Here is a 23740-nt window from a genome sequence, read left to right on the forward strand (position 1 = left end):
TTCGGGCCCCAGTCCTTGGGCCTGGTCTTGCACACGCCGCCACAAGCCGTGCTCGGGCCCGGCGAACACCTGCCCTGCCCCACCCCGGGACATACCGCCCTCTGGGTGCAACTGAGCAACCCGGTGCGCCAGTCCGCCGAGGTCCAGGTGATGCAAACGGCGCCGCCGCCACCCGGCACGCTGCCGTTGCTGGTGCGGCGGCTGCGCCACCTGCTGGCAGGCCGGCGCCAGGGGCGCAAGGCCCCAGGGCTGGACGCATGCCCAACACCGCGGTAGCAGCCGCCCAAAGAAAAAGGCCTTGCCGACTGGCAAGGCCTTACCGTGCAAGCAGCCGCCCTGGTCAGGCCTGGGCTGCCCGCAGCCGCAGCGAGAACTCGCGCAGCGCAGCAATACCGCTTTCTTCCGCGCGGCGGCACCAGGCCTGCAAATCGGCGGTCAGCTGTTCCCGCGAGTGGGAGGTGTTGAGCCACAGCTGGCGCAGTTCCTCGCGCATGGTGACCATCTTGTCGAGCGCCGGATAGGCCGCCCGAGCCTGGGCCAGCTCGGGCAAGGCCAGCGCGGGCACCTTCTCGGCGTCGCGGTGCAGCCAGCGCTTGGCCGCCTTGAGCACGGAGACGTCCGCCTGGCGCGCCTTGAGGGCCGCAATCTCTTCCTTGCACGCCTGGCGCACGCCGCGGGCGTACCCGGCCATCACCTCATAGCGGTTGGCGATCAGCGCCTCCAGCGTCTTCTCGTCCGCGACCGGCTTCACGTCGCCCAGCTGCAGTTTGGGCGGAACCTTCTTCACGGTGGCCCAGCCCAGCTTCTGCATGCAGCGGATATACACCCAGCCCACGTCGAACTCGTAGGGCTTGACCGAGAACTTGGCCGAGGTGGGATAGGTATGGTGGTTGTTGTGCAGCTCTTCGCCCCCGATGATCAGACCCCAGGGCACGAGGTTGGTGCTGGCGTCCTGCGCTTCGAAATTGCGATAGCCCCAAAAGTGGCCCACGCCGTTGACCACCCCTGCGGCCCAGAAGGGAATCCAGAGCATCTGCACCGCCCAGACCGTGGCGCCCACGGCGCCAAACAAGGCCAGGTCCAGGATCAGCATGAGGCCCACGCCTTGCCAGCCGTAGCGGGTGTACACGTTGCGCTCCATCCAGTCATCGGGCGTGCCGTGGCCGAACTTCTTGAGCGTCTCGGCATTGCGCGATTCGGCGCGGTACAGCTCGGCGCCGCGCCACATCACCGTGTTCAGGCCGCGCGTCTGGGGGCTGTGCGGATCGTCCACCGTTTCGCACTTGGCGTGGTGCTTGCGGTGGATGGCCACCCATTCCTTGGTGACCATGCCCGTGCCGATCCACAGCCAGAAGCGGAAGAAGTGCGAGGGGATGGCGTGCAAGTCCAGCGCGCGGTGCGCCTGGGACCTGTGCAGGAAGATGGTGACCGCCGCAATCGTGATGTGGGTGGTCGCCAGGGTGTACAGCACGATCTGCCACCAGGCCAGGTTCCACAACCCATGGCCCAGCCAGTCCACAGCAGCGTTCAGTACAGCCCAATCGGGTAACAGCATATTCAAGAAACCTTCAATGACAAACAACCCGCTCACCAACGGAGCGGGTTTCCGATTTTAGAGGGTCTGGCTGCCGTGGAGTTCAGGGAAATCTCGGTAACTCCGCGTTTTTTGCCGCCATTAGAGGTGAATCTCAGCCCTTTTTCGTCCAAACCGCTGCAAAAAAGCCATCGGTCTGGTGCAGGTGCGGCCATAGGCGCAGGTACATGCTGCCGGATGCACCCCCACGGCACAGCGCCGCTCCCTGCTCCACCTTGAGCTGGACCAGCAGCTCCCCGGCATCCACCGGCTGGAAGTCGGGGTGGGCGGCACTAAAGGCCTCGGCAATTTCCTCGTTTTCCTGCGGGAGCACGCTGCAGGTGGCGTACACCAGCCGCCCGCCCGGCTTGACCAGGCGGGCGGCGCTGGCCAGGATGGACGTCTGCTTGGCCACCAGTTCGGCCACGGACTGTGGCGACTGGCGCCACTTGAGGTCGGGGTTGCGCCGCAACGTTCCCAGGCCCGAGCAAGGCGCGTCGACCAGCACCCGGTCCATCTTGCCGGCCAGCCGCTTCACGCGGTCGTCGCGCTCGTGGGCAATGGCAGCCGGGTGCACATTGGACAGCCCGCTGCGGGCCAGCCGGGGCTTGAGCGCGTCGAGCCGGTGCGCAGACACGTCAAACGCATACAGCCGCCCCGTGCTGCGCATGCCCGCGCCGATGGCCAGCGTCTTGCCGCCGGCCCCTGCGCAGAAGTCCACCACCATCTCGCCGCGCTTGGCGTCCAGCAGCAAGGCGAGCAGCTGCGAGCCCTCGTCCTGGACCTCGATGGCGCCCCGGGTGAAAGCGTCCAGCCGGGTCAGCGCGGGCTTGCCTTCCACCCGCAGCCCCCAGGGCGAATACGGTGTGGCGGCGGCCTTGATGCCGGCCTGCGCCAGTTCCTTGAGCACGTCCGCGCGCTTTTCCTTGAGCACATTCACCCGCAGGTCCAGCGGAGCGCTGTACGCCAGGCTGTCCACCAGCGGCCAGAAGCCGTCTCCCAGCTGGTCTTTCAAAGGCTGCACCAGCCATTCCGGCAGGTTGTGGCGGTGCCGCTCCAGCAGGTCGGCTGGGCGGATGGCGTCGCACCCATCCAGCCAGCGCTTTTCCTGCTCGGACAAGGCGCTCTTGAGGAAGTCGCGCGGCCCGTGGAAGCCCAGGATGGCCAGGCGGCGTTCCCGCGGCCCGCTGCCCGAGGGCGCGAGGTGATCGAACAGCAGTTTCTTGCGCAGCACCGTGTAGACCGTCTCGGCCAGGGTGGCCCGCTCACGCGGGCCCAGCCCCCGGTGGTCCCGGAAGAAGCGCGACACCACTGCGTCGGCAGGGTGTTCGAAGGTAAGGGTCAGCCTGACCAGCTCGGCGCAGGCATCGAGAAGAACTTTGGGATGCATGCCTTCATTGTCCCACTGCACACCGCCCCGGCGGTGCCCAAGGCCCCTCAACGGGTGTAGACCGGGTCGAACGCGTAGCGCTGGATTTCCTTGAGGCTCGGGGACTCGCCGGCCCACAACACCAGCGCCGGGCCGGGCAGGCCCAGATGGCGCTCCAGCGAGCGGCACAGGTGGTAGCGGCTTTCGTCGTCCAGATCCGGCAGGTCCACGAACACCAGGTACGCCCGGCGCTGGGGGTGTTCGCGCAGGTTCTTGCGCACCAGCCAGCAGCGCGCCAGCGGCGCGCAGCGGGCCAGTTCGGACTGCAGCTCGGCCAGCTCGAAGTCGCTGAGGTCATGGCGGCTGATCTGGCTGAAGAAGGAGCTGCCGGACAGCTCCTCCCATGCGCGCTCTTCCGACTCCTGCGCCCGCTCCAGGCGCTTGCGCCACTGCTTGAAGGCGGCTGCGTCATGGTCCATGCCCAGGCGGGGCGTCTCCAGTTCCGCCAGCGCAGTCCGTGCGGCCCAGTAGCGGTCGCTGCTGCCGGCTTCCCACAGCCGGTGGAGCAGGAGCAGCTTGCCGTGCCGGTCGTCGTCCGGCAGGCAGGGCACCAGCCCACGCAGCGCGGCGGGGTACTCGGGGCTGCGCTCCAAGGCCAGTTCATACAGGCCGCGCACGTCTGCACGGGGATCGAGGTGGCGCCGCAGCCGGGCCAGCTCCACCAGTTCCGCCGCGCTGGCCTGCGCCGCCATGGCACCGAGCACCTCGGCGCGGGCGCGCACCCGCGCAAGCCAGGCATGGTGCTGCTTCCACTCGGTGGCGTTGTCGCGGCACCATTGCTTGTCAAAGTGCGCCACCCACCGCTTGGCGTCCGGGCCAAGCATGGCCAGCGCGCTGCCGCGCGACCACTCCGGCAGCGTGGGGGTGGCGTCCAGGGCTTCGATACGGTCCCGCAGGCCCGGATGGGTGTCGTCCACGTTGCTCAGGCGCTTGAGTGCCTGGCGCAGGGCGTCATTGGCAAAGGTGGGCTCGGGCGGCTTGGCCAGGTAGCGGCGCAGGCTGCGGTACGGGCCCACCGGCAGCGGGTTGCCCGCGGCGGCGCACCATTGATCGCCCCAGAACTCCTGCAGCGAGGCCCCGCGGATCTCGATCTCGGCCAGCGCCGCGGCCGCCACCTCGCGGCCCAGCAGCTTGCCGGCAATCCGGTCGGCCTCGTATTCGTCCTGCCGGGCCAGGGCAAAGGTCTTGGCGGAAAAGCGCGGAAAGTACCAGCGCATGAACGCATGCGTAGCCGCGGCGGCGGGGCCTTCGTCGTCGGCCAGGCTGTGGTTCAGGCGCATCCAGGACAGGCGGGTACGGTAGATCCATGCGGCAAAGCGGCCGTGGTCTCCCCGCAAGTGCCCATACTCGTGGGCCAGCACGGCCAGGAACCGGGGGCGGTCCAGCGCCATCAACAGGGGCAGGCCGATGCTCAGGTGGTTGACCGCGCCGCCCAGCAACCCCAAGCGCGGCACCTGCTGAATGCTGGCGTTGAACTCGTCATTGAGGAGGACCTTGTGCAGCGCCGGCCCCTTGATTTTCCGGCGGATGCGCTCCAGGGCCTCGAACAGCTCGGGGGCGTCCTGCGCGGTGATCTCCACGCCATCGGGCTCCTCCAGGCGCACCCACAGGGCGCGCAGGCTCACCCAGAACAGGCCAGCCGCGCCCAGCAGCAACCACACCATGGAAAACCGGAAGCGGCCGTGCAGCATCTGCGAGCCGGCCCACAGCAACAGGCCCGCGGCCAGCACCATGCATCCAAGCACCCAGGCATAGCCCAGCGCGGCAAAGGCCGCCACACTGCGGCGGTAAGCGCGGCTGTTCTCGGCGCTGGCATGCTCGCTCATGCGCACCATGTGCACAAAATCTGCCTGGTCCACGTGCTTCCCCCACTCTCGGATTTTTTTGACAGCCCGACATCGTATCGAACGAACCATGAACGACAACGACCTGCCCCCGCTCGCCACCACGCCGCCAGGCCGGTACCGCCATTACAAGGGTGGGCTTTATGAGGTGATCGGCACGGCACGCCACAGCGAGACCCTGGAGCCGATGACGCTCTACCGGGCGCTGTACGGCGAGCACGCCCTGTGGGTGCGGCCGGCCGCCATGTTTGAGGAGCGGGTATGCATCGACGGCGTGCTTCGGCCCCGGTTTGAAAAATGCGCTACGGCCGAGGAGCCCAATCCGTAGCCTGGACCTCGCAGGCGATATATCCCCACACACTCCGAGGACAAGCTGGTGCGGCCGGTCTAGGCCAGCTTTCCTGGCACCTGGCCGCAAGGCCCGCCTACCGCCGTGCCCAGGCACGTCCTACAGCCAGGCACGCCGCCGGCGCCTACTGTGACGGTGCGACCCGAACTGCCGGGGGCGAAGCCGCCCGCTTCGCCTCCGCGGCAGCCGCGGCGCCACTTACGAGGAGGTTCTATGGGCTATTTGCTTCAGGGGCTGTTCGGAGAACGCTCCCTCACCAAGGTCGCCGGCCTGTTCAACCAGCGGAGCCAGGCAGAAAACACGATGGCGCAGGTGCTGCGCACGGCGGGGCTGCAGGCGGGGCAGGTGCGTCTGCTGGGCCCGCAGCACGCGCACGCGCCGCGGCGCGAGATCTTTTCGCGCTCCATGGAGCCGGAACCCACCGGCATGGCGCGCACCTTCTTCCAGAGCCACATCGTGTTCGGCGCGGCTGGCGGCGTGCTGGGGCTGGGCGTGTTTGCGTGGTTTTTCCGCGCCGCCCATCCCATGATCCTGAGCAGCCCCCTGCTCTCGTTCATCGCGCTGGTCGGTTTCGGCACCACGTTCGGCATGCTGCTTGCGGGACTGCTGTCGCTGCGCCCCGACCACATCCGCATGATCACCCACGTGCGTTCGGCCCTGCGCCACAACCACTGGGCCGTAGTGGCCCACCCCGTGGACCCGGCGCAGACCGAGAAGGTCAAGGCCGTGCTGGAACGGGAAGCCAGCGAAGTCCTGACTACCCTGTAACGGGCCTCACAGCAGGGGCAGCAGCGTGCGCACGGCCCGCGGATAAATGATGTGCTCCTGCGTGAGCACGCGGGCCGCGAGGGTGTCAGCGGTATCCCCCGGCAGCACGGGCACGACGGCCTGGTCCAGGATAGGGCCCACGTCCAGTTCCGCCGTCACCTGGTGCACGGTGACCCCTGCGACCTTGCAGCCCGCGTCGATGGCACGCTGGTGCGTGTTCAGCCCGGTGAAGGCGGGCAACAGCGAGGGATGGATGTTGACCAGCCGCCCCGCATACCTGGCCACGAAGCCCGGCGTCAGAATGCGCATGAAGCCTGCCAGCACCACCAGCGCGGGCTGGTAGCGGTCGATCGCATCGGCCAGCGCCGCGTCAAACGCCTCGCGGTTGGCAAAGGCCTTGTGGTCCAGCACCTCGGTGGCAATGCCATGCTGCCGGGCAAAATCCAGGCCCCCGGCGTCCGCCTTGTTGCTGACCACCGCGGCCACGCGGGCGCCATAGCGTTCGTGCCAGTTCTCCTGCTGCGCGGCGCACACGATGGCGGCCATGTTGGAGCCCCCGCCGGAGATCAAAACCACGATGTTCTTGGGGACGTTGTTCTTCATCATTGGGCCCGGATTATCCAGGAGGCCCCCAGGCGGCCCGCAGGTCGTGCAGCAGAGCCTGGGCGACACTGCCGGCATACTCCAGGGCGCAACGCAGCGCCCATCCAGCCCGACAGCCTTCTCACCATGCCCTTCGATCCCTCCGCCCGCCCCCTGACCGCCCACGAAGCCCGCGTGCTCGCCACCCTCATGGAAAAGGCCCGCACCGTGCCCGACAGCTACCCGCTGTCGCTCAATGCCCTGGTCACCGGCTGCAACCAGAAAAGCAGCCGCGACCCGGTGATGACCTTGAGCGAGGCCGAGGCGCAGGAGGCGCTGGACGAGCTCAAGCGCCTGACGCTGGCCTTTGAGACCAGCGGCAACCGCACCACCCGCTGGGAGCACAACTTCCAGCGCGGCCTGGGCGTGCCCGAGCAGTCGGCCGTGCTGCTGGGCCTGTTGATGCTGCGCGGCCCGCAGACAGCGGGCGAACTGCGCATCAACGCCGAGCGCTGGTACCGCTTTGCCGATATCTCGTCGGTGGAGGCCTTCCTGGACGAACTGCAGGAGCGCAGCCCGGAAAAAGGCGGCCCCCTGGTGGTGCAGCTGCCCCGAGCGCCAGGCGCGCGCGAGCAGCGCTGGGCCCACCTGCTGTGCGGGCCGGTGGATGTAAGCGCGCTCCCCAGCGCAACGCCCGCGGCGAGCCCTGCGCCGCATGCGCTGCAGGCGCGTGTGGAGGCACTGGAGGCCCAGGTCGCCGCACTGCAGGCCACGGTGCAGCGGTTGTGCTCCGAACAGGGGATTGCCCCCGGCGCCGCTGCGATGTCGCCACCCGGACAGGACTAAAACGAACGACCGTGCTACAACTGCGGGATCACTTGGAGACATACCGATGGATCTCGCATTCACCCCTGAAGAACAGGCCTTCCGCGAAGAGATTCGCGCGTGGGTTCACGCCAACCTGCCCAAGGAAATTTCGCACAAGGTGCACAACGCCCTGCGCCTGACGCGGGCCGACATGCAAGGCTGGGCCAAGATCCTGGGCAAGAAAGGCTGGCTGGGTTTTGGCTGGCCCAAGGAATTCGGCGGGCCGGGCTGGACGGCCGTGCAAAAGCATCTGTTCGAAGAGGAATGCGCACTGGCCGGCGCGCCGCGCATCGTGCCCTTCGGCCCCGTGATGGTGGCCCCCGTGATCATGGCCTTCGGCAATGCCGAGCAGCAAAAGCGTTTCCTGCCCGGCATCGCCAGCGGCGAGGTGTGGTGGAGCCAGGGCTACAGCGAACCGGGCTCGGGCTCGGACCTGGCCAGCGTCAAGACCCGCGCCGAGCGCGTGGGCGACAAGTACATCGTCAACGGCCAGAAGACCTGGACCACCCTGGGCCAGTACGGCGACTGGATGTTCAACCTGGTGCGCACCAGCACCGAGGGCAAGCCCCAGACCGGCATCTCGTTCCTGCTGCTGGACATGAAGTCCAAGGGCGTGACCGTGCGCCCCATCAAGCTGCTGGATGGCGAGTGCGAAGTCAACGAGGTGTTCTTCGACAACGTGGAAGTGCCCGCCGAGAACCTGATCGGCGAGGAGAACAAGGGCTGGACCTACGCCAAGCACCTGCTCAGCCACGAGCGCACCAACATTGCCGACGTGAACCGCAGCAAGCGCGAGCTGGAACGCCTCAAGCGCATCGCCAAGGCCGAAGGCGTGTGGGATGACCTGCGCTTCCGGGACCAGATTGCCCTGCTGGAAGTGGACATCGTGGCGCTGGAGATGCTGGTGCTGCGCGTGCTGTCGGCCGAGAAGTCGGGCAAGAACTCGCTGGACATCGCCGGCCTGCTCAAGATCAAGGGCAGCGAAATCCAGCAGCGCTATGCCGAGCTGATGATGCTGGCCGCCGGCCCCTTCAGCCTGCCCTTCATCGAGGAAGCCATGGAAGCCGGCTGGCAGGGCAACTTCCCCGGCGGCGTGGTGGCCAATGCGCCGCTGGCCTCCACCTACTTCAACCTGCGCAAGACCACGATCTACGGTGGCAGCAATGAAGTGCAGCGCAACATCGTTGCGCAGACGGTGCTCGGCTGACGCCGAGAACGGTCCGCGCTTTGCACGACAGGACTGCTGCCCCGTGCCCCCTCCGGGAGGGGGTTCCAGCTAGAGCTTCGCTGGGTCTTGAAGGCGCCGCGGCGCCACAAGCCAGCACAAGGAGAGACACATGGATTTCGATTTTTCTGACGACCAGGACCAACTGCGCGACGCCGTGCGCAAGTGGGTGGACAAGGGCTACACGTTTGAACGCCGCCGGGCCGCGGTGCGCAATGGCGGGTTCGACCGCGCCGCCTGGAACGAGCTGGCCGAACTGGGCCTCACGGCCCTCACGGTGCCCGAAGAGCACGGCGGCATGGGCCAGGGCCCGGTGGACGCCATGGTGGTGATGGAAGAGCTGGGCCGCGGGATCGTGCTGGAGCCCCTGGCGCAGGCCTTCATGGCAAGCAGCGTGCTCTCGCAGTTTGCCGCCCAGGACGTGCAGGCCGCCTGGCTGCCCAAGATCGCCAGCGGCGAGGCGCTGGTGGTGTTGGCCCACCAGGAACGCAACGCGCGCTACCGCCTGGGCAATTTTGATGCAAAAGCGGCTCCAGCCCAATCTGGATATGCGCTAACAGCTATCAAAAACATAGTACCCGCCGGTGACCAGGCCGACGCCTTCATCGTGCCGGCGCAGCTGGACGGCAAGACCGCCCTGTTCCTGGTGGAGCGCTCGGCCGCCGGGGTGAGCACGCAGGGGTATGTGACCCAGGACGGCAGCCGCGCGGCCGAAGTGCAACTGGCCAACACCCCCGCCACGCTGATTGCCGCCGACGGCCTGGCAGCGCTGGAGCTGGCGGTGGACGTGGGGATTGCCGCCCTGTGCGCCGAAGCCGTCGGGGTGATGGACAAGACCGCGGCCGTCACATTCGACTACCTGAACCAGCGCAAGCAGTTCGGCGTGGCGATCGCCAGTTTCCAGGCCCTGCGCCACCGCGCGGCCGACATGAAAATGCAGCTGGAACTGGCCCGCTCCATGAGCTACTACGCCACCCTGAAGCTGGGCGCCCCTGCCGACGAACGCCGCCGCGCCATCGCGCGGGCCAAGGTGCAGCTGGGCCAGTCCATGCGCTTTGTGGGCCAGCAGGCCGTGCAGATGCACGGCGGCATCGGCGTGACGGACGAGTACATCGTGAGCCACTATTTCAAGAAGCTCACGCAGCTGGAGATGACCTACGGCGACACGCTGCACCACCTGGGCGAGGTTTCGGCCCGCATGCAGGACACTGCCGGCGTGTTTGCCTGAGGCCCGCACCGGCGCGGGGCCGCCGGCCCCAGCGGCTGGCTGACCTGCGCACGTCACACCGGCCTGCGATGCTCGTGGACTCCCCGGTCCACGGGCATTTTTTTCAGAGCGTGCTGGCGCGCTCAGGAGACCTCCGATGCATACGCTCTTACTTTCGCGCCGATGGGCGCTCGCAGCCACCGCGGCAGCCAGCCTGGCCCTGGCCGGCTGCGCCACCCAAAGCCCCAGCCTCGCCGAGGCGCCGCCCATCGTCTTCGTGCACGGCAACGGGGACACGGCCGCGCTGTGGCAGACCACGGTGTGGCGTTTTGAATCCAACGGGTGGCCGCGCGAGCGCCTGTACGCCATTGACGTGCCCTACCCGCTCGCACGCGACGACGATGCCAAACCCCAGCCGGGCCGCACCTCGGCCGCGGAGCACATGGCCTACCTGAAGGCGGAGGTGGACAAAGTGCGCCACGCCACCGGCGCCCGCCAGGTGGTGCTGGTGGGCAACTCGCGGGGCGGCAACGCCATCCGCAACTACGTCTACAACGGCGGCGGCGACCAGACCGTGAGCCACGCCATCCTGGGCGGCACGCCCAACCACGGCGTGTGGGCCATTCCCGGCTTCCGCGAAGGCAACGAGTTCTCGGGCACCGGCCCCTTCCTGCGCGGCCTGAACGTGCCCAAGAATGCTGCAGGCGATGAAGTGAGCGGCCCGGTGCGCTGGATGACCATCCGGTCGGACCACAACGACAAGTTCGCCCAGCCCGATGGCGTGTGGATCGGCGCCAAGGGCACGGCCACCCACGTCACGGCCGCCGGCCCGGAGCTCAAAGGCGCCACCAACGTGGTGATCCCGGGCATCGACCACCGCGAGACGGCCTACTCCGCTGCCGCCTTCGAGGCCACCTACCGCTTCCTCACCGGCAAACCGCCTGCCTGCACCGACATCGCCCCCGAAAAGACGGTCGTGCTCAACGGCAAGATCACCGGCCTGGGCGTGGACCCGGCCGACCCCAGGAGCGGCAATTTCAGCAACAACCTGCCGCTGCCGGGCGCCCGGCTGGAGGTCTATGCCACCGATGCAGCCACCGGTGCCCGGGTGGGCGGCGCCCTGCTGCGCAAGACGGTGGGCGCCGATGGCCTGTGGGGGCCGCTGGCCACACGGCCGGGGGCCCCGCTGGAATTCGTGGTCTCCGCATCCGGCTATGCCACCACCCACATCTACCGCAGCGGCTTCCCGCGCAGCAGCAGCCTCATCCACCTGCGGCCCGAACGCATCGCGGAGGCAGACAAGGGTGCGGACTCCCTCGTCACCCTGGTCCGCCCGCGCGGCTACCTGGACCCGGCACGCGACAAGATGCTGCTGGACGGCGCTCCTCCCCCGGGGGTGCCCGCGGGCGCCGGGGTGGCATCCTCCAAGGTGAAGCCCTCGGGCGGCCAGCGGCCCATCGCCGCCGAGTTCAATGGCGAACGGGTGGTGGGACAGACCTGGCCGGCGGGTGAGGGGCGGGTGGTGGTGCTGGAGATCAGCCAGTAGGCCCGGCCACGGCTCAGTGCCGGTGCCCCTGGTGGTCCTGGTGGTCCTGGTGCTGGGCTCGCTGCAGGTCGTCCACCACGTTCACGGTGACGCCATTGGGCAGCACCATGTCGCCGGGCCGCTGCCCGGCTTGGCAGGCCCCCAGCCAACGGCCCTCGAACACCATGGGACCGGTGTCGTGCTGGGGCGTGCGGGCATATTGCACGTCGAACGTGCCGCGGTACGCCGACTGCAAGTCTCCCGACAACGTTATGCGTGCGTTGACCCGGTTGTCGTGCACGTAGCACACGGTGCTGACATCGTAGGTGCGCTCCCGGCCCGCGCCGCGGCGGGATGCCACCCGCGGGGCGCTGCAATCCTCCTGCCCCGGCACGACGGCCAGCAGCATGGCCGGCTCGGCCTCTGGGCTGGTGCACTGCAAGACGGTGGCTGGCGCGCGCGAGGCCTGTGGGCCCTGCCGCGGACCGGCCAGGTCGTCCTTGCGTACCCTCACCTCCCACAGCCCGCTCTTGCGGGCCGGCAGGGCGGATGTCTTGGGTTTGGCCGTGTGAAGGTCCGGGGAGGGATGCGCATGGGCGCCGGGGTGAACGTCCTGGGCGGCAGCGCAGGCCCCGCCCCACGCCAGACCGACTGCGAGTGCAAAAAAGCTCTTGGCAAACTGCATGGTGTCCTCTGCAACGGGATGGTCATCCCAAAGAAAAAAGACCAGCGGCGCACGCGGCGCCGCTGGTCTGGTTCATGGCCTGCTTATCCTCGGCGGTAGCGCGGCGCGCGCACTGCTGCCAGCCCGATCAGCAGCGCCAGGGCGATCAGGCCCCATTCGCTCAGCGTCGGGATGGACGCAGCCGGGGCCGCCGCGAAGGCAAAGGCCACCTGGCACGCCGCCGCGGCGTTGGTGATCGTGTAGGTGTAAGGCGCCGTCTTGCTCAGCGTGCCCGTGCAGGTGGAGCCTGGCAGCACCTGGGGAACCATGCCCGGGACCGCAGGGGTGAAGGTCCAGACCCGCGTGTCGCCCACTTCCAGGACGGTCTCGCCAGCGGCGTTCTGCCCCGGGGTGGTGACCGTGCCGTTGCCCCCCGGGACCGTCGCGGTCACGGTGACGGCGCTGGCGGCCGGGACAAACTTCACGTCCACGTTGCAGTCAGCCTGGGCATTGCCCACCACGAACTGGTTCGCGTCACGCACGCCGCTGCAGGTGCCACCGAACACCGGCACGCTGCCGAGGGCCGGCGCCGCCGTGATCGCGTGGCTGCTGCCCCGCGCCACTGTGGAGGTGCCGCTCGGGCTGACCGTGCCCATGCCGCCCGTCACCGAGGCCGTGATGTTCACCGTCTGGTCCGTAAAGGCCACGCTGAATGCGCAGTCCGCGTTCACCGCCGCGACGGTGTACGTGTTGCCCACCAGGCTGCCCGGGCAATTGCCCGTCACCAGCGGGTGGAACCCCGGCGCCGGCGTGAGGGTGTAGACGCGGGAGCCGCCCCGCGCCAGGTTCACGGTACCGGAGGTGTCGATGCCGCCGTTGCCGCCCGCCACCGAGGACGTGACCGTCACGGCGTCGTTGGTGAAGGACACCACGACCGTGCAGTCCGCCGTGGCATTCACCACCGTGTAGGTGTTGGCCACCACGTCCTGGGTGCCGCGGCAGGTTCCGCCGACCAGCGGCGCATAGCCCGCGCTGGGGTTGAGCGTGAAGACCGTGCTGTTGGCACCCGGGGCCAGCGAAGCGGTGGCGCCCAGGGGCGTGATGGTCCCGTTGCCGCCGACGACAGACGACGTCAGCGTCACGCCGGTCACAAAGGCCACCGTGAAGCCGCAGTCGGCCGTCACGGGGGTGACCGTGTACGTCGCAGGGGTGGTGTTCGTGTCCAGCGAACCGGTACAGGCCGCGCCGGATGCAGGCGGTGCGATGGTCGGGAAGAAGCCCGCATCGGGGGTCAGCTGGTAGACCAGCGTGCCGTTCTCTTCGGCCTGGGCGGGCGCGGAGGAAGGCCCGATGGAGCCGCCGCCGGTGACCGAGGGCGTGACGAGATACGCCTTGGCGAACTCGGCCGTGGCCGTCAGGTCGCTGCCACCCACGGTGATGACACACACATTCCCGCTGACACTGGTGCAGCCCGTCCAGCCCTTGAACACCGAGCCCGCCAGGGCCACGGGGGTCAGTCGCACCTCGTCATTTTCTGCAACGGATTGCGTGGTACCTGCCGGGGTGCAAGGCGTGCCCACGTTACCGCAGGCCAGCCCGCTGGGGACGGCCAGCACATAGCCGGAACCACTGCCCGCAGCGTTCGCCGTCACGTTGCGCAAGGTACCCACGGACGTGTTGATACCCGCCGTGTTGTTGGCCAGGTAGGTGTCCTGCGTACCGGCGGCAGGGGCCACGGTGACCACCGTGTTCGCGGGTGTGCCCGCGCCGCTGAGCCCGTCGCCGGTGTAGGTGTACACCAGGCTCTGCCCTGCGGGCAGGTCCGCCGTGTTGGTGACGATCGGTCCCGAACCGCTGGCGACCGCGCCGCAGCTGGCCGTGCTGCCGGAGGGAACCACACAGGTCCAGGTGCCGCCGGTGATGCCGGACAGTGCCTGGCTGACGGAAACGCCCGCCGCGTCCGCGGCGCTGTGGTTGGTGACTGTCACCGTGTAGACGGGAATATCGCCCGCAGAATAGGACGCGAAACCGCCATTGCTCACCACCACGCCCAGGTCGGTGGTGGGGACCGCGGCCGCCACGATGTTGGTCTTGACCAGGGGGCCGATGAAGGGGCTTGCCGTGTCGGAACGGACGTCGTAGTCGCCGTTGTTCACTACGGCATTGGGGCCGGATGTGGCGGCGCCTGCCGGCACCTCGAAACTCACGTTGAAGCTGCCGCTTTGCCCGTCGTTCAGCATGCCGCCGGTGCCCACCTCGCACTCAAGGTAGTCCGACCGGGGCGCCGTGCCCGGGTGGGGTCCGGTGCAGGAGGCGGGCCAGGAGCCGGGGACGAATGCGGTGAACAGCCCGTCCTCGGTCTTGGGCGCGGCCACGCGCACCTTGGAGCCCAGCGCGATCACGCCGCTATTGTTGGCGTAGTTGTAGGTGTAGGTGACCTGCTCGCCCGGCTTGGTGGTCGACGCGCCGGTCGAGGTGATGGACAGGCCCGGCATGAACGCGCCCACGGCATCCATGTACACCCGCGCCTCGTGCGCGGCTGCGCCGGGCTCGCAGTTGGAGGCATAGATGATGAGCATCACCTGGTCGCCCACGTCCAGCAGCCCGTTGCCCGGCGCGATGTCAAAGCCCTGCCAGTCGGTGTACTTGTAGCTGCCGACCGACTGCGTCTGCCACGGCACGCCAGACTGGTTGGCATAGTTGTAGGTGTGGAACATCACCCGGTTCTTGGTGAGGTTGCGCACCTCGACATAGAAGTAGGGCTGCTCCGTCGGGCCGTGGCCGCCGTCCACCAGCACCGGCGCCATGCCGAAGCGGATATGCACCTTGTTGTCCACCGGGTCCACGTCCGCCACCGTCATGGTGGCGACCTGCTCGATGGACGACGCCTGCTGCGAGCCGACATCGTTGAGCTTGAAGGCATTGTTGCCCCAACGCGGGGCCGTGAGTGTGCCGGGGTTCGTGGACGGCACGTCGAAGACCGGCGCCGAAACCACGGCACTGGCCCCGTTGCCCAAAGCAGCGCCCGTCAGGCCCAGCTGGCCCAGGGTGATGCCGGTGGTGGCATTGGGCACCGGCGGCGAGGCCGGCAATACGGCACTGCGGGTGTAGGTCCTGTGCGTCCACCCGGACGGTGGCATGGTGGTGCCATCCTCGAACCCGCCGTTGACAAACCCGGCATGCGCACCCGGCACCGCCGTGCAGGCCAAGGCCAGCGCCCACGCACTGCGCCGTCCATGGGCGCGGCTGCGTGCCAGCGCCTCACGGATTCCGGCCTTCGCGGCGCGCCACAAACTCATTTTTTCATTCACGAGATCACGCTCCTCTAGCAACCAAAACACTGCTTTCCACGCCCGTTGCCGACGGCCCAGCCGGCCGGAACGGACGCCCTCTTGTGCGCCTGGGCCCGGCCCGCACGGGCCAAACAGGCGCGCTGACCCCCCTGCACATCCGCAGGCGGCCACTGACGCGGACCGGTCAAGAAAAATCAGGGGACAAAAACAAGGCCTTTGCCGAACACGGCCCGCACAGGCAGGGGCATGTCGGTGGCCGTCAAGGTCTTGCGACGCAATCGGCTGAGTTGCGACTCGATGCGGTGGAAGCCGTCTTCCGCGTCCTCCGCACCCACGGCCTCGGTGAGGCTTTGCTTGGAAACCAGCGTGCCGGGCTCCGCCATCAGGCAGCCCAGCAGTTCCAGCTCACGGCTGGTCAGATCCACGGCCTGCTGGTTGGGGGCCACCAGCCGGGCCAAGGCGCGATCGAGGCGCCACGGTGCCAGCGATTCGCTGACCGCGACGGCGGCCCGGGGCCCCCGGTTGCGCAGCTGCGAGCGAATGCCTGCCACGAGCTCCTGCATATCGACGGGCTTGACGAAGTACTGCAGCGCCCCCGCCTCCAGGCCGGCAATCCGGCTGTCCAGATCGGCGCGGGCCGTCATGAGCACGGTGGGTACGGCCTGGCTCGCCAGGCGGCTCACCAGGCTGAGGCCATCCTCCCGGGGCAGGCCGATGTCGACCACCACCAGGTCCGCGCGGTCCCGGAGCAACCGGACATAAAAGTCTTCGGCAGACTCCGCACCCCACGCCACGAAACCCGAGCGCTCAAGGTAGCTGCACACATTGGTGCGGATGTCTTCGTCGTCTTCGACCACGGCGACGATGGATTCTTGGGGCATGGGTGGCAGCCGTTGTTACAAAGTAAACAATTGGATACTGAATAAGGACTATTCTCCCCGGGTGAACCACCCGCCAGCCATGCACAAATCCTCACAATTGCTCACGTTACACAAGCTCCGCCCAAAGGCTTGCCGCGCGGGCGCCTGGCTGACGCTGTGCCTGGCGGTCCTCGTTTTCGCCGCGGCACCGCGCCACGCGGGTGCGGCGCCGGCTCCCGAGGCGCAGGCGCTGGGCTGGGACCTGCCGCTGCAACGGCTGGACGACCCAGCCGGACGGCTGACCCCCCAGGAGGTTTTGGCCAGCACGGCCGCGGCGCCCGCGCCGGACGCATGGCAGGCGCTGCACCAGCCGCTGAATGCGGGGTACCTGCGGCGGGTGGTCTGGCTGAAATTCGTGGTGCCCCCCGCTGCAAAAGCGGGGGACCCCGCCTGGCTGCTGGCGCTGCCCACCTACCTCGATTCCGTGCTGCTGTACCAGCGCGACGCCGCCACCGGCGCATGGACAGCGCAGCACAGCGGCGACCACGTGCCTGCGCGGGACAAAGCCCCGGTACGGCAGCACCTGTTCCGCCTGGTTCCGGGCGAGGTCGCGCTGGTGCGCCTGCACACCAGCAGCGCGGTGCAGTTCCGCGGAACCGTCTTTCCCAGCACCGAAGCGCTGGGGGCGGCCCTGGCGGAGGAGGAAGGGGTCCTGGGGCTGTACTTCGGCGCCATGGTGGCGCTGCTCCTGGGCATCTGGGCGGCCACGGCCGTGTTCCGCACGCGCAGCCTGTATTCGCTGGCGGCCCTGGTCACGGCCAGCGTCCTGCATGTGCTGAACGTGCGGGGCTATCTGAGCCTCGTCGTCCCGGCCGCGTGGACCGTCTGGGCGAGCCATGCAGTGGGTATCGGGGCGTTTGCGATCGCGGCCGTCCTGGCATGGCAAATCCGCGAGCAGCTGACCCGCGGCACACCCTACCGCACGGCCCACCGCGTGCTCACGGGGCTGGCGGTGATGAACCTCCTCGGCACGGTAAGCGCGCCCCTGGGCTTCTACCCCGATGTGGCCTGGCTTAATCTGCTGTCGCTCGTGGTGGGCGACGTGATCGCGGTGGCGCTGTGCCTCAAGGCCATTCGCCAGCGCGAACGCACCGTTCCGCATGCCCTGTTGCTCTGCGCCTACGGAACCCACCTGTTGGGCGGCGTGCCGACTTCGGCCGTGATGACGGGCCTGGTTCAGCTGCGCATGGACGTCAGCAGCCTGTGGCAGTTCCAGGCCCTGGTGTTCACGGTCCTGATCGCCAGCGCCGTTTTTATCGGCATGGTGCTCCGGTACCGCCAGGCACAGCAGTCCAAAGACCGGGCCATCGCCCTGCTCGCCGAATCAGAGCACGTGCTGGAGGACCGGATCGAGCAGCGCACCCAGGAGCTCTTTGAAGCGCAGCAGTCCCTCAAGACGGCGCTGGAGAGCGAAAGGGAACTGCGCGAGGAGCAGCGGCAGTTCTTTCACATGATCAGCCACGAGTTCCGCACCCCGCTGGCGGTGGTGGACAGCGCAGCGGCCCAGCAGCAGACCTTCCCGACGCCGGACCTGCAGGCACAGATCGACCGCGCCCACCAGATCCGCCGCGCATGCCGCCGCCTGACCTCGCTGGTCGACAGCTGCCTGATCAGCGAACGGCTCGATTCCGTCGGGTTCACCTTGCAGGCCGCGCCCGCCAATGTGGCCGCCTTGCTGGAACACGCCGCGCAGCTGGTGCATTGGTCCCCGCGCCACCGGCTGCACCTGTTCACGGAATCCGCTCCCTTGGAGTGGGTGTGCGATCAGGCGCTGGTGCGCATCGCGCTGTCCAACCTGGTGGACAACGCCGTGAAGTACGCCCGCGAGGGCGAGATCTTCATTGCAGCGAGAAAGAACGACGCCCACATGCTGGAGATCTCGGTGGCCGACGAGGGCTCGGGCATGTCCCTGGAAGTGATGGGCCGGATCTTCGCCCAGTTTGAGCGGGGAGACCGCACGGACCAGACGCGGGGCTTCGGCCTGGGGCTGTGGGTGGCCCGGCGGGTGGCCCGGCTGCACGGCGGCGACATCACGGTGGAATCGCAACTGGACCAGGGCGCCTGCTTCACCCTCACCCTGGCGCCCCAGCGCATGCTGCGCGCAAATTCGTGATGCCGGCCGCCGGCCCGCTGCTACGCCAGCAGGCGCGACGACTTGGGCACGTGGGCCATCAGGAATTCCATCTGGTCGGCCAGGATGCGCCGGTTGCGCAGGATGAAGTCCTCCCACAAGCTGGGCACATAGGGCGCGTACAGCAGGGGCATGCGGGCCTGTTCGGGCGTGCGCGGCCCCTTGCGGTGGTTGCAGGGCCGGCAGGCCGTCACCACGTTCATCCAGTGGTCCTGCCCGTGGCGCGCAAAGGGCACGATGTGCTCGCGGGTGAGGTCTTCCTCAGGGAAATGCCCGCCGCAGTAGGCGCAGACGTTGCGGTCGCGGGCGAACAGCTTGCTGTTGGTGAGGTTGGGCTTCAGGTCGAAGGGGTTGATGCCGGGAACCCCCTTCGTGCCGATGATGCTGTTCACGGCGATGACCGACTGCTCGCCCGAGACTGCGTTGTGCCCGCCGCGGAAGCGGGCAATCTGTGCGCCAGACTCCCAGCGCACCTCCCCGGCGGCGTAATGAATCACCGCCTGCTCCAGCGAAATCCACGACTGGGGCAGCCCCTGGGCTGACAGCTTCAAGACCTTCAAAGCACCCTCCTGCAAGACGAGCTAACAAGGATTCGGAACGCAGATGTCTCGCGGGCGCCCCTGCGCAGGAGCAGCCCGTGGGCCACAATATACTCCCAATTCATGACAGATTGGCGTCCTGCGCTTATAGGGCGTGCGCCAGCTGCTATCAAAAAGATACCAAACCGATGAAGATCTTTCGCGGCTTCCACCACCCCGGCATCGCCCGCGCCTGCGCGCTCACCATCGGCAACTTCGATGGCGTGCACCGGGGCCACCAGGCGATGCTGGCCTTGTTGAACAACGAGGCCACCCACCGCGGCGTGGAAAGCTGCGTGCTCACCTTTGAGCCCCACCCGCGCGACTACTTCGCCGGCGCGCTGCACAAGCCCGAACTGGCCCCGGCGCGCATCGGCACGCTGCGCGACAAGCTCACCGAGCTGGACCGCTGCGGCGTGCAGCAGACGGTGGTGCTGCCGTTCGACGCCCGACTGGCGGCCCAGGCGCCGGAGGCCTTCATTGACGAAGTGCTGGTGCGCGGACTGGGCGCCCGCTACGTGCTGGTGGGCGACGACTTCCGCTTCGGCCGCCAGCGGGCGGGAGACTACGCCATGCTGGACGCTGCCGGCCAGCGCGAGGGCTTCGATGTGGCGCGCATGAACAGCTACGAGGTGCACGGCCTGCGCGTGTCCAGCTCGGCCGTGCGCCAGGCCCTGGCTGCGGGGGACATGGAGGCCGCCGCCCGCCTGCTGGGGCGGCCCTACACCATCAGCGGCCACGTGGTGCACGGGCGCAAGCTCGGGCGCGAGCTGGGCGCCACCCAGGCGGGCGCAGGCGACGGTTTTCGCACGCTGAACCTGCGCTTTGCCCACTGGAAGCCCGCCGCCAACGGCATTTTTGCGGTGCTGGTCCATGGCCTGGCCGAACAGCCTCTGCAGGGCGTTGCCAACCTGGGCGTGCGCCCGTCCCTGGACCCGACCGATGTCAACGGCGGCCGCGTGCTGCTGGAAACCCATTGCCTGGACTGGCCCGCGCACCTGGGTGCCGAAGGGGCGTACGGTAAAATCATCCGGGTGGAACTGCTGCACAAACTGCACGACGAGCTTCGGTACGACAGTCTCGACGCCCTCACCACGGGCATCGCCCGGGACTGCGCCGAGGCGCGCGCGTACTTTGCGTCAACCCACACCGAGACCCGTCGCCAGACCACGCGCGACCGAATTTGACGGCGTGCCGGCCACCCCGCCGGCAGCGCACCCCCACCGCCGTCCTCCCGCTTTTCGCCGTTCCGGCCCGCCCGGCGCGGCCTGCCACCAAGGTCTTGCCCTCATGTCCGACACCTCCAGCCCCAGCCCTTCCGGTACCGACTACCGCGCCACCCTGAACCTGCCCGACACCCCCTTCCCCATGCGCGGCGACCTGCCCAAGCGCGAGCCGGGCTGGGTGAAGGAATGGGAAGACAAGGGCCTGTACAAGCGCCTGCGCGACGCCCGCTGCGGCGCCCCCAAGTTCATCCTGCACGACGGCCCGCCCTACGCCAACGGCCAGATCCACATGGGCCACGCGGTGAACAAGATCCTGAAGGACATGATCACCAAGGCGCGCCAGCTGGAGGGCTTTGACGCGCTGTACGTGCCCGGCTGGGACTGCCACGGCCTGCCCATCGAGAACGCCATCGAGAAGAAGCACGGCCGCAACCTGAGCCGCGACGACATGCAGGCCAAGAGCCGCGCGTACGCCACCGAGCAGATCGCGCAGCAGATGGAAGACTTCAAGCGCCTGGGCGTTCTGGGCGAATGGGACAACCCCTACAAGACCATGAACCCGGCCAACGAGGCGGGCGAGATCCGCGCGTTCAAGCGCGTGATGGAGCGCGGCTTCGTGTACCGGGGCCTCAAGCCCGTTTACTGGTGCTTCGACTGCGGCTCGTCGCTGGCCGAATTCGAGATCGAATACCAGGACAAGAAGAGCACCACGCTCGATGTCGCCTTCAAGGCGCACGAGCCCGCCAAGCTGGCCGCTGCCTTCGGCACGCCGGCCCTGGCCAAGGACGCCTTCATCGTCATCTGGACCACCACGGCCTGGACCATCCCGGCCAACCAGGCCCTGAACCTGAACCCCGCGCTCATGTACGCGCTGGTGGACACGCCCAAAGGCTACTTGGTGCTGGCCGAAGCCCTGGTGGAGCAGTGCCTGGAGCGCTACGGCCTCACCGGCACGGTGATCGCCACCACCGCCGGCGAAAAGCTGGGCGGCCTCGAATTCGAACACCCGCTGTACGACGTGGCCAGCGAAGACGGCAGCTTTGGCTACCGCCGCCTCGCGCCCGTGTACCTGGCCGACTACGCCACGGCCGACGACGGCACGGGTATCGTGCACTCCTCGCCCGCCTACGGCCTGGAGGACTTCAACTCCTGCCGCGCGCACGGCATGGCGCTGGACGAGATCCTGAACCCCGTGCAGGGCAACGGCACCTACGCGGCCGACTTCCCCCTGTTTGGCGGCCAGCACATCTGGAAGGCCGTGCCCGTGGTCATCGAGGCCCTGCGCAACGCGGGCCGCCTGATGACCACCAAGGACATCACGCACAGCTACCCGCACTGCTGGCGCCACAAGACGCCGGTGATCTACCGCGCCGCGGCCCAGTGGTTCATCCGCATGGACGAAGGCGAAGGCGTGTTCACGAAGCCCGGCCTGAAGCCCGCCAAGACGCTGCGCCAGATCGCCCTGGAGGCCATCGAGCACACCAGCTTCTACCCCGAGAACGGCAAGGCCCGCCTGCACGACATGATCGCCGGGCGGCCCGACTGGTGCATCTCGCGCCAGCGCAGCTGGGGCGTGCCCATCCCGTTCTTCCTGCACAAGGACTCGGGCGAACTGCACCCCCGCACCCTGGAGATCATGGACCAGGCCGCCGACATCGTCGAAAAGGGCGGCATCGAGGCCTGGAGCCGCGTGACGACCGAAGAAATCCTGGGCGCCGAGGACGCGCCGCACTACACCAAGAGCACCGACATCCTGGAAGTGTGGTTCGACTCCGGCTCGACCTTCAGCCACGTGCTGCGCGGCACGCACCCCAATGTGCACCACGACACCGGCCCCGAGGCCGACCTGTACCTGGAAGGCCACGACCAGCACCGCGGCTGGTTCCACAGCTCGCTGCTGCTGGCCTCGGCCCTCGAAGGCCGTGCACCCTATCGCGGCCTGCTGACCCACGGCTTCACCGTGGACAGCCAGGGCCGCAAGATGAGCAAGTCGCTGGGCAACGGCATCGACCCGCAGGAGATCAACAAGAAGCTGGGCGCCGAGATCATCCGCCTGTGGGTGGCCGCGAGCGACTACTCGGGCGACATCGCGGGCGACGAGAAGATCCTGGCACGCGTGGTGGACGCCTACCGGCGCATCCGCAACACGCTGCGCTTCCTGCTGGCCAACGTGAGCGACTTTGACCCGGCCAAGGACGCCGTGCCGTTCGACCAGATGCTGGAAATCGACCGCTACGCCCTGTCGCGCGCGGCCGAGTTCCAGGCCGAAGTGCTGGCGCACTACAAGGTGTACGAGTTCCACCCCGTGGTGGCCAAGCTGCAGTTGTACTGCTCGGAAGACCTGGGCGGCTTCTACCTGGACGTGCTCAAGGACCGCCTGTACACCACCGCGCCCAAGAGCCTGGCGCGCCGCAGCGCGCAGACCGCGCTCTACCAGGTCACGCACGCCATGCTGCGCTGGATGGCCCCGTTCCTGTCGTTCACGGCCGAAGAGGCGTGGAAGGTGTTCGGCAGCTCCGACTCCATCTTCCTGGAAACCTACAGCAATGTTCCCGGAGCCGTGGCAGGTGCCGACGAAGGCCTGCTGGCCAAGTGGGCCCGCCTGCGCGAGATCCGTGACGCGGTGAACAAGGAGATCGAGGCCCTGCGCGCCGCCGGCCAAGTGGGCTCGTCGCTGCAGGCCAGCGTCACGCTCACCGCCGCGCCTGAAGACCATGCCTTGCTGGCCAGCCTGGGGGACGACCTGAAGTTCGTGTTCATCACATCTGCTATCGAATTGATAGCTGGTAGCGCGCTCCAGATAAGCGTCAAGGCCAGTTCGGACGCCAAATGCGAGCGCTGCTGGCACTACCGCGGCGACGTGGGCCACGACACGGCCCACCCCACGCTGTGCGGCCGCTGCACCAGCAACCTGTTCGGTGCCGGCGAAAGCCGGGCGCACGCATGATGGCACCGCTGTCCCGGGCAGGGCGCCCCGGCGCCGGCATGTGGCCGTGGCTGGCCTGGGCCGTGGTGCTGGTGGCGGCCGACCAGTTCACCAAGTCGCTGATCCTGCAGCACTACCAGCTGGGCGACGCCACCTACCTCACCAGCTTCTTCAACATCGTGCGCGCCCACAACACGGGCGCCGCCTTCTCGTTCCTGTCGGACGCGGGTGGCTGGCAGCGCTGGCTGTTCACCGGCATCGGCGTGGCCGCCACCGTCTTCATCGTGTGGCAGCTGCGCTCGCACCCAGGGCAGAAGCTGTTCGGCTTCGCGCTGTCCAGCATCCTGGGCGGGGCCGTGGGCAACGTGGTGGACCGGCTGATGCACGGCTATGTGGTGGACTTTCTGGACTTCCACGCCGCGGGCTGGCATTTCCCTGCGTTCAACCTTGCCGACTCGGCCATCACCATCGGCGCAGCCTGCCTGATCCTGGACGAGCTGCTGCGCATGCGGCGCGAGCGCTAGCGCCAGCAAAGAAACCGGTGACCCCGACGACAACAGCCCGCCCCGTGCGGGCTGTTGTGTTTGGAGGCCCGGCGCGCAATGTCATGCGCGCGTCACACCCGGCGGTTGC

Annotated in this window: 19 protein-coding genes; 11 read left to right on the plus strand and 8 right to left on the minus strand. The window is 68.2% G+C overall.

Annotated features, from left to right (window positions below):
- Window positions 1-105: 105 nt before the first annotated feature.
- Window positions 106-276, plus strand: coding sequence for a hypothetical protein (locus ACOYR3_RS17615; RefSeq protein ID WP_422843612.1), 171 nt, complete (start codon window positions 106-108; stop codon window positions 274-276).
- 64 nt (window positions 277-340) lie between these two features.
- On the opposite strand, the gene ACOYR3_RS17620 is transcribed toward ACOYR3_RS17615, so the two are convergent.
- The 3 genes from ACOYR3_RS17620 to ACOYR3_RS17630 all read right to left on the minus strand — a co-directional run bounded on the left by ACOYR3_RS17620 (window position 341) and on the right by ACOYR3_RS17630 (window position 4861).
- Window positions 341-1555, minus strand: a complete 1215-nt coding sequence (locus ACOYR3_RS17620) for a DesA family fatty acid desaturase (RefSeq protein WP_422843613.1) — start codon at window positions 1553-1555, stop codon at window positions 341-343.
- A 133-nt stretch (window positions 1556-1688) separates the two neighbouring features.
- Window positions 1689-2963 carry an RsmB/NOP family class I SAM-dependent RNA methyltransferase gene (locus tag ACOYR3_RS17625; protein WP_422843614.1) on the minus strand — a complete coding sequence of 425 codons (1275 nt, stop codon included), beginning with the start codon at window positions 2961-2963 and terminating at the stop codon, window positions 1689-1691.
- A gap of 47 nt (window positions 2964-3010) precedes the next feature.
- A complete protein-coding gene (locus ACOYR3_RS17630; RefSeq protein WP_422843615.1) occupies window positions 3011-4861 on the minus strand; it encodes a M48 family metallopeptidase in 1851 nt (616 codons plus the stop codon).
- Between the two features lie 55 nt (window positions 4862-4916).
- Here ACOYR3_RS17630 and ACOYR3_RS17635 point away from each other — a divergent pair, with 55 nt between their 5' ends.
- Window positions 4917-5174: a DUF1653 domain-containing protein gene (locus ACOYR3_RS17635; protein WP_422843616.1), complete on the plus strand. Its 258-nt coding sequence runs from the start codon at window positions 4917-4919 to the stop codon at window positions 5172-5174.
- A 234-nt stretch (window positions 5175-5408) separates the two neighbouring features.
- Window positions 5409-5963: a hypothetical protein gene (locus ACOYR3_RS17640; protein WP_422843617.1), complete on the plus strand. Its 555-nt coding sequence runs from the start codon at window positions 5409-5411 to the stop codon at window positions 5961-5963.
- 6 nt (window positions 5964-5969) lie between these two features.
- Here the strand turns inward: ACOYR3_RS17640 and purN are convergent, their stop codons facing one another.
- The gene (gene purN, locus ACOYR3_RS17645) at window positions 5970-6569 is read right to left on the minus strand and encodes a phosphoribosylglycinamide formyltransferase (protein WP_422843618.1); all 600 of its coding nucleotides are present in this window, start codon (window positions 6567-6569) and stop codon (window positions 5970-5972) included.
- Between the two features lie 123 nt (window positions 6570-6692).
- On the opposite strand from purN, the gene ACOYR3_RS17650 reads away from it, so the two are divergent.
- The 4 genes from ACOYR3_RS17650 to ACOYR3_RS17665 all read left to right on the plus strand — a co-directional run bounded on the left by ACOYR3_RS17650 (window position 6693) and on the right by ACOYR3_RS17665 (window position 11390).
- Window positions 6693-7391, plus strand: a complete 699-nt coding sequence (locus ACOYR3_RS17650; RefSeq protein ID WP_422843619.1) for a YceH family protein — start codon at window positions 6693-6695, stop codon at window positions 7389-7391.
- A 46-nt stretch (window positions 7392-7437) separates the two neighbouring features.
- Window positions 7438-8619, plus strand: coding sequence for an acyl-CoA dehydrogenase family protein (locus ACOYR3_RS17655; RefSeq protein ID WP_422843620.1), 1182 nt, complete (start codon window positions 7438-7440; stop codon window positions 8617-8619).
- Window positions 8620-8749: 130 nt separating this feature from the next.
- The gene (locus tag ACOYR3_RS17660; RefSeq protein ID WP_422843621.1) at window positions 8750-9865 is read left to right on the plus strand and encodes an acyl-CoA dehydrogenase family protein; all 1116 of its coding nucleotides are present in this window, start codon (window positions 8750-8752) and stop codon (window positions 9863-9865) included.
- A gap of 136 nt (window positions 9866-10001) precedes the next feature.
- Window positions 10002-11390 (plus strand): alpha/beta fold hydrolase, encoded by a 1389-nt coding sequence (locus ACOYR3_RS17665; RefSeq protein ID WP_422843622.1) that lies wholly within the window; start codon window positions 10002-10004, stop codon window positions 11388-11390.
- 13 nt (window positions 11391-11403) lie between these two features.
- On the opposite strand, the gene ACOYR3_RS17670 is transcribed toward ACOYR3_RS17665, so the two are convergent.
- From ACOYR3_RS17670 to ACOYR3_RS17680, 3 genes are all read right to left on the minus strand, one after another.
- The gene (locus tag ACOYR3_RS17670) at window positions 11404-12054 is read right to left on the minus strand and encodes a DUF3617 domain-containing protein (protein ID WP_422843623.1); all 651 of its coding nucleotides are present in this window, start codon (window positions 12052-12054) and stop codon (window positions 11404-11406) included.
- 83 nt (window positions 12055-12137) lie between these two features.
- On the minus strand, window positions 12138-15173 hold the full coding sequence (locus ACOYR3_RS17675; protein ID WP_422843624.1) for an IPTL-CTERM sorting domain-containing protein: 3036 nt from the start codon (window positions 15171-15173) through the stop codon (window positions 12138-12140).
- 347 nt (window positions 15174-15520) lie between these two features.
- Complete coding sequence (locus ACOYR3_RS17680; protein WP_422843625.1) at window positions 15521-16207, minus strand: response regulator transcription factor; 687 nt, start codon at window positions 16205-16207, stop codon at window positions 15521-15523.
- 79 nt (window positions 16208-16286) lie between these two features.
- Between ACOYR3_RS17680 and ACOYR3_RS17685 the strand changes: the two genes are divergently transcribed.
- A complete protein-coding gene (locus ACOYR3_RS17685; protein WP_422843626.1) occupies window positions 16287-18359 on the plus strand; it encodes an ATP-binding protein in 2073 nt (690 codons plus the stop codon).
- Between the two features lie 20 nt (window positions 18360-18379).
- On the opposite strand, the gene ACOYR3_RS17690 is transcribed toward ACOYR3_RS17685, so the two are convergent.
- Window positions 18380-18937 (minus strand): HNH endonuclease, encoded by a 558-nt coding sequence (locus ACOYR3_RS17690; RefSeq protein ID WP_422843627.1) that lies wholly within the window; start codon window positions 18935-18937, stop codon window positions 18380-18382.
- A 167-nt stretch (window positions 18938-19104) separates the two neighbouring features.
- Here ACOYR3_RS17690 and ACOYR3_RS17695 point away from each other — a divergent pair, with 167 nt between their 5' ends.
- The 3 genes from ACOYR3_RS17695 to lspA all read left to right on the plus strand — a co-directional run bounded on the left by ACOYR3_RS17695 (window position 19105) and on the right by lspA (window position 23631).
- Window positions 19105-20142, plus strand: a complete 1038-nt coding sequence (locus ACOYR3_RS17695) for a bifunctional riboflavin kinase/FAD synthetase (RefSeq protein WP_422843628.1) — start codon at window positions 19105-19107, stop codon at window positions 20140-20142.
- Between the two features lie 103 nt (window positions 20143-20245).
- Window positions 20246-23128: an isoleucine--tRNA ligase gene (gene ileS, locus ACOYR3_RS17700; protein WP_422843629.1), complete on the plus strand. Its 2883-nt coding sequence runs from the start codon at window positions 20246-20248 to the stop codon at window positions 23126-23128.
- Complete coding sequence (lspA, locus tag ACOYR3_RS17705; protein ID WP_422846615.1) at window positions 23128-23631, plus strand: signal peptidase II; 504 nt, start codon at window positions 23128-23130, stop codon at window positions 23629-23631. The genes ileS and lspA overlap by 1 nt, the downstream gene beginning before the upstream one ends.
- Window positions 23632-23740 lie beyond the last annotated feature (109 nt).

The organism is Acidovorax sp. M2(2025) (genome assembly GCF_049330835.1).
GTDB lineage: Bacteria > Pseudomonadota > Gammaproteobacteria > Burkholderiales > Burkholderiaceae_C > Acidovorax.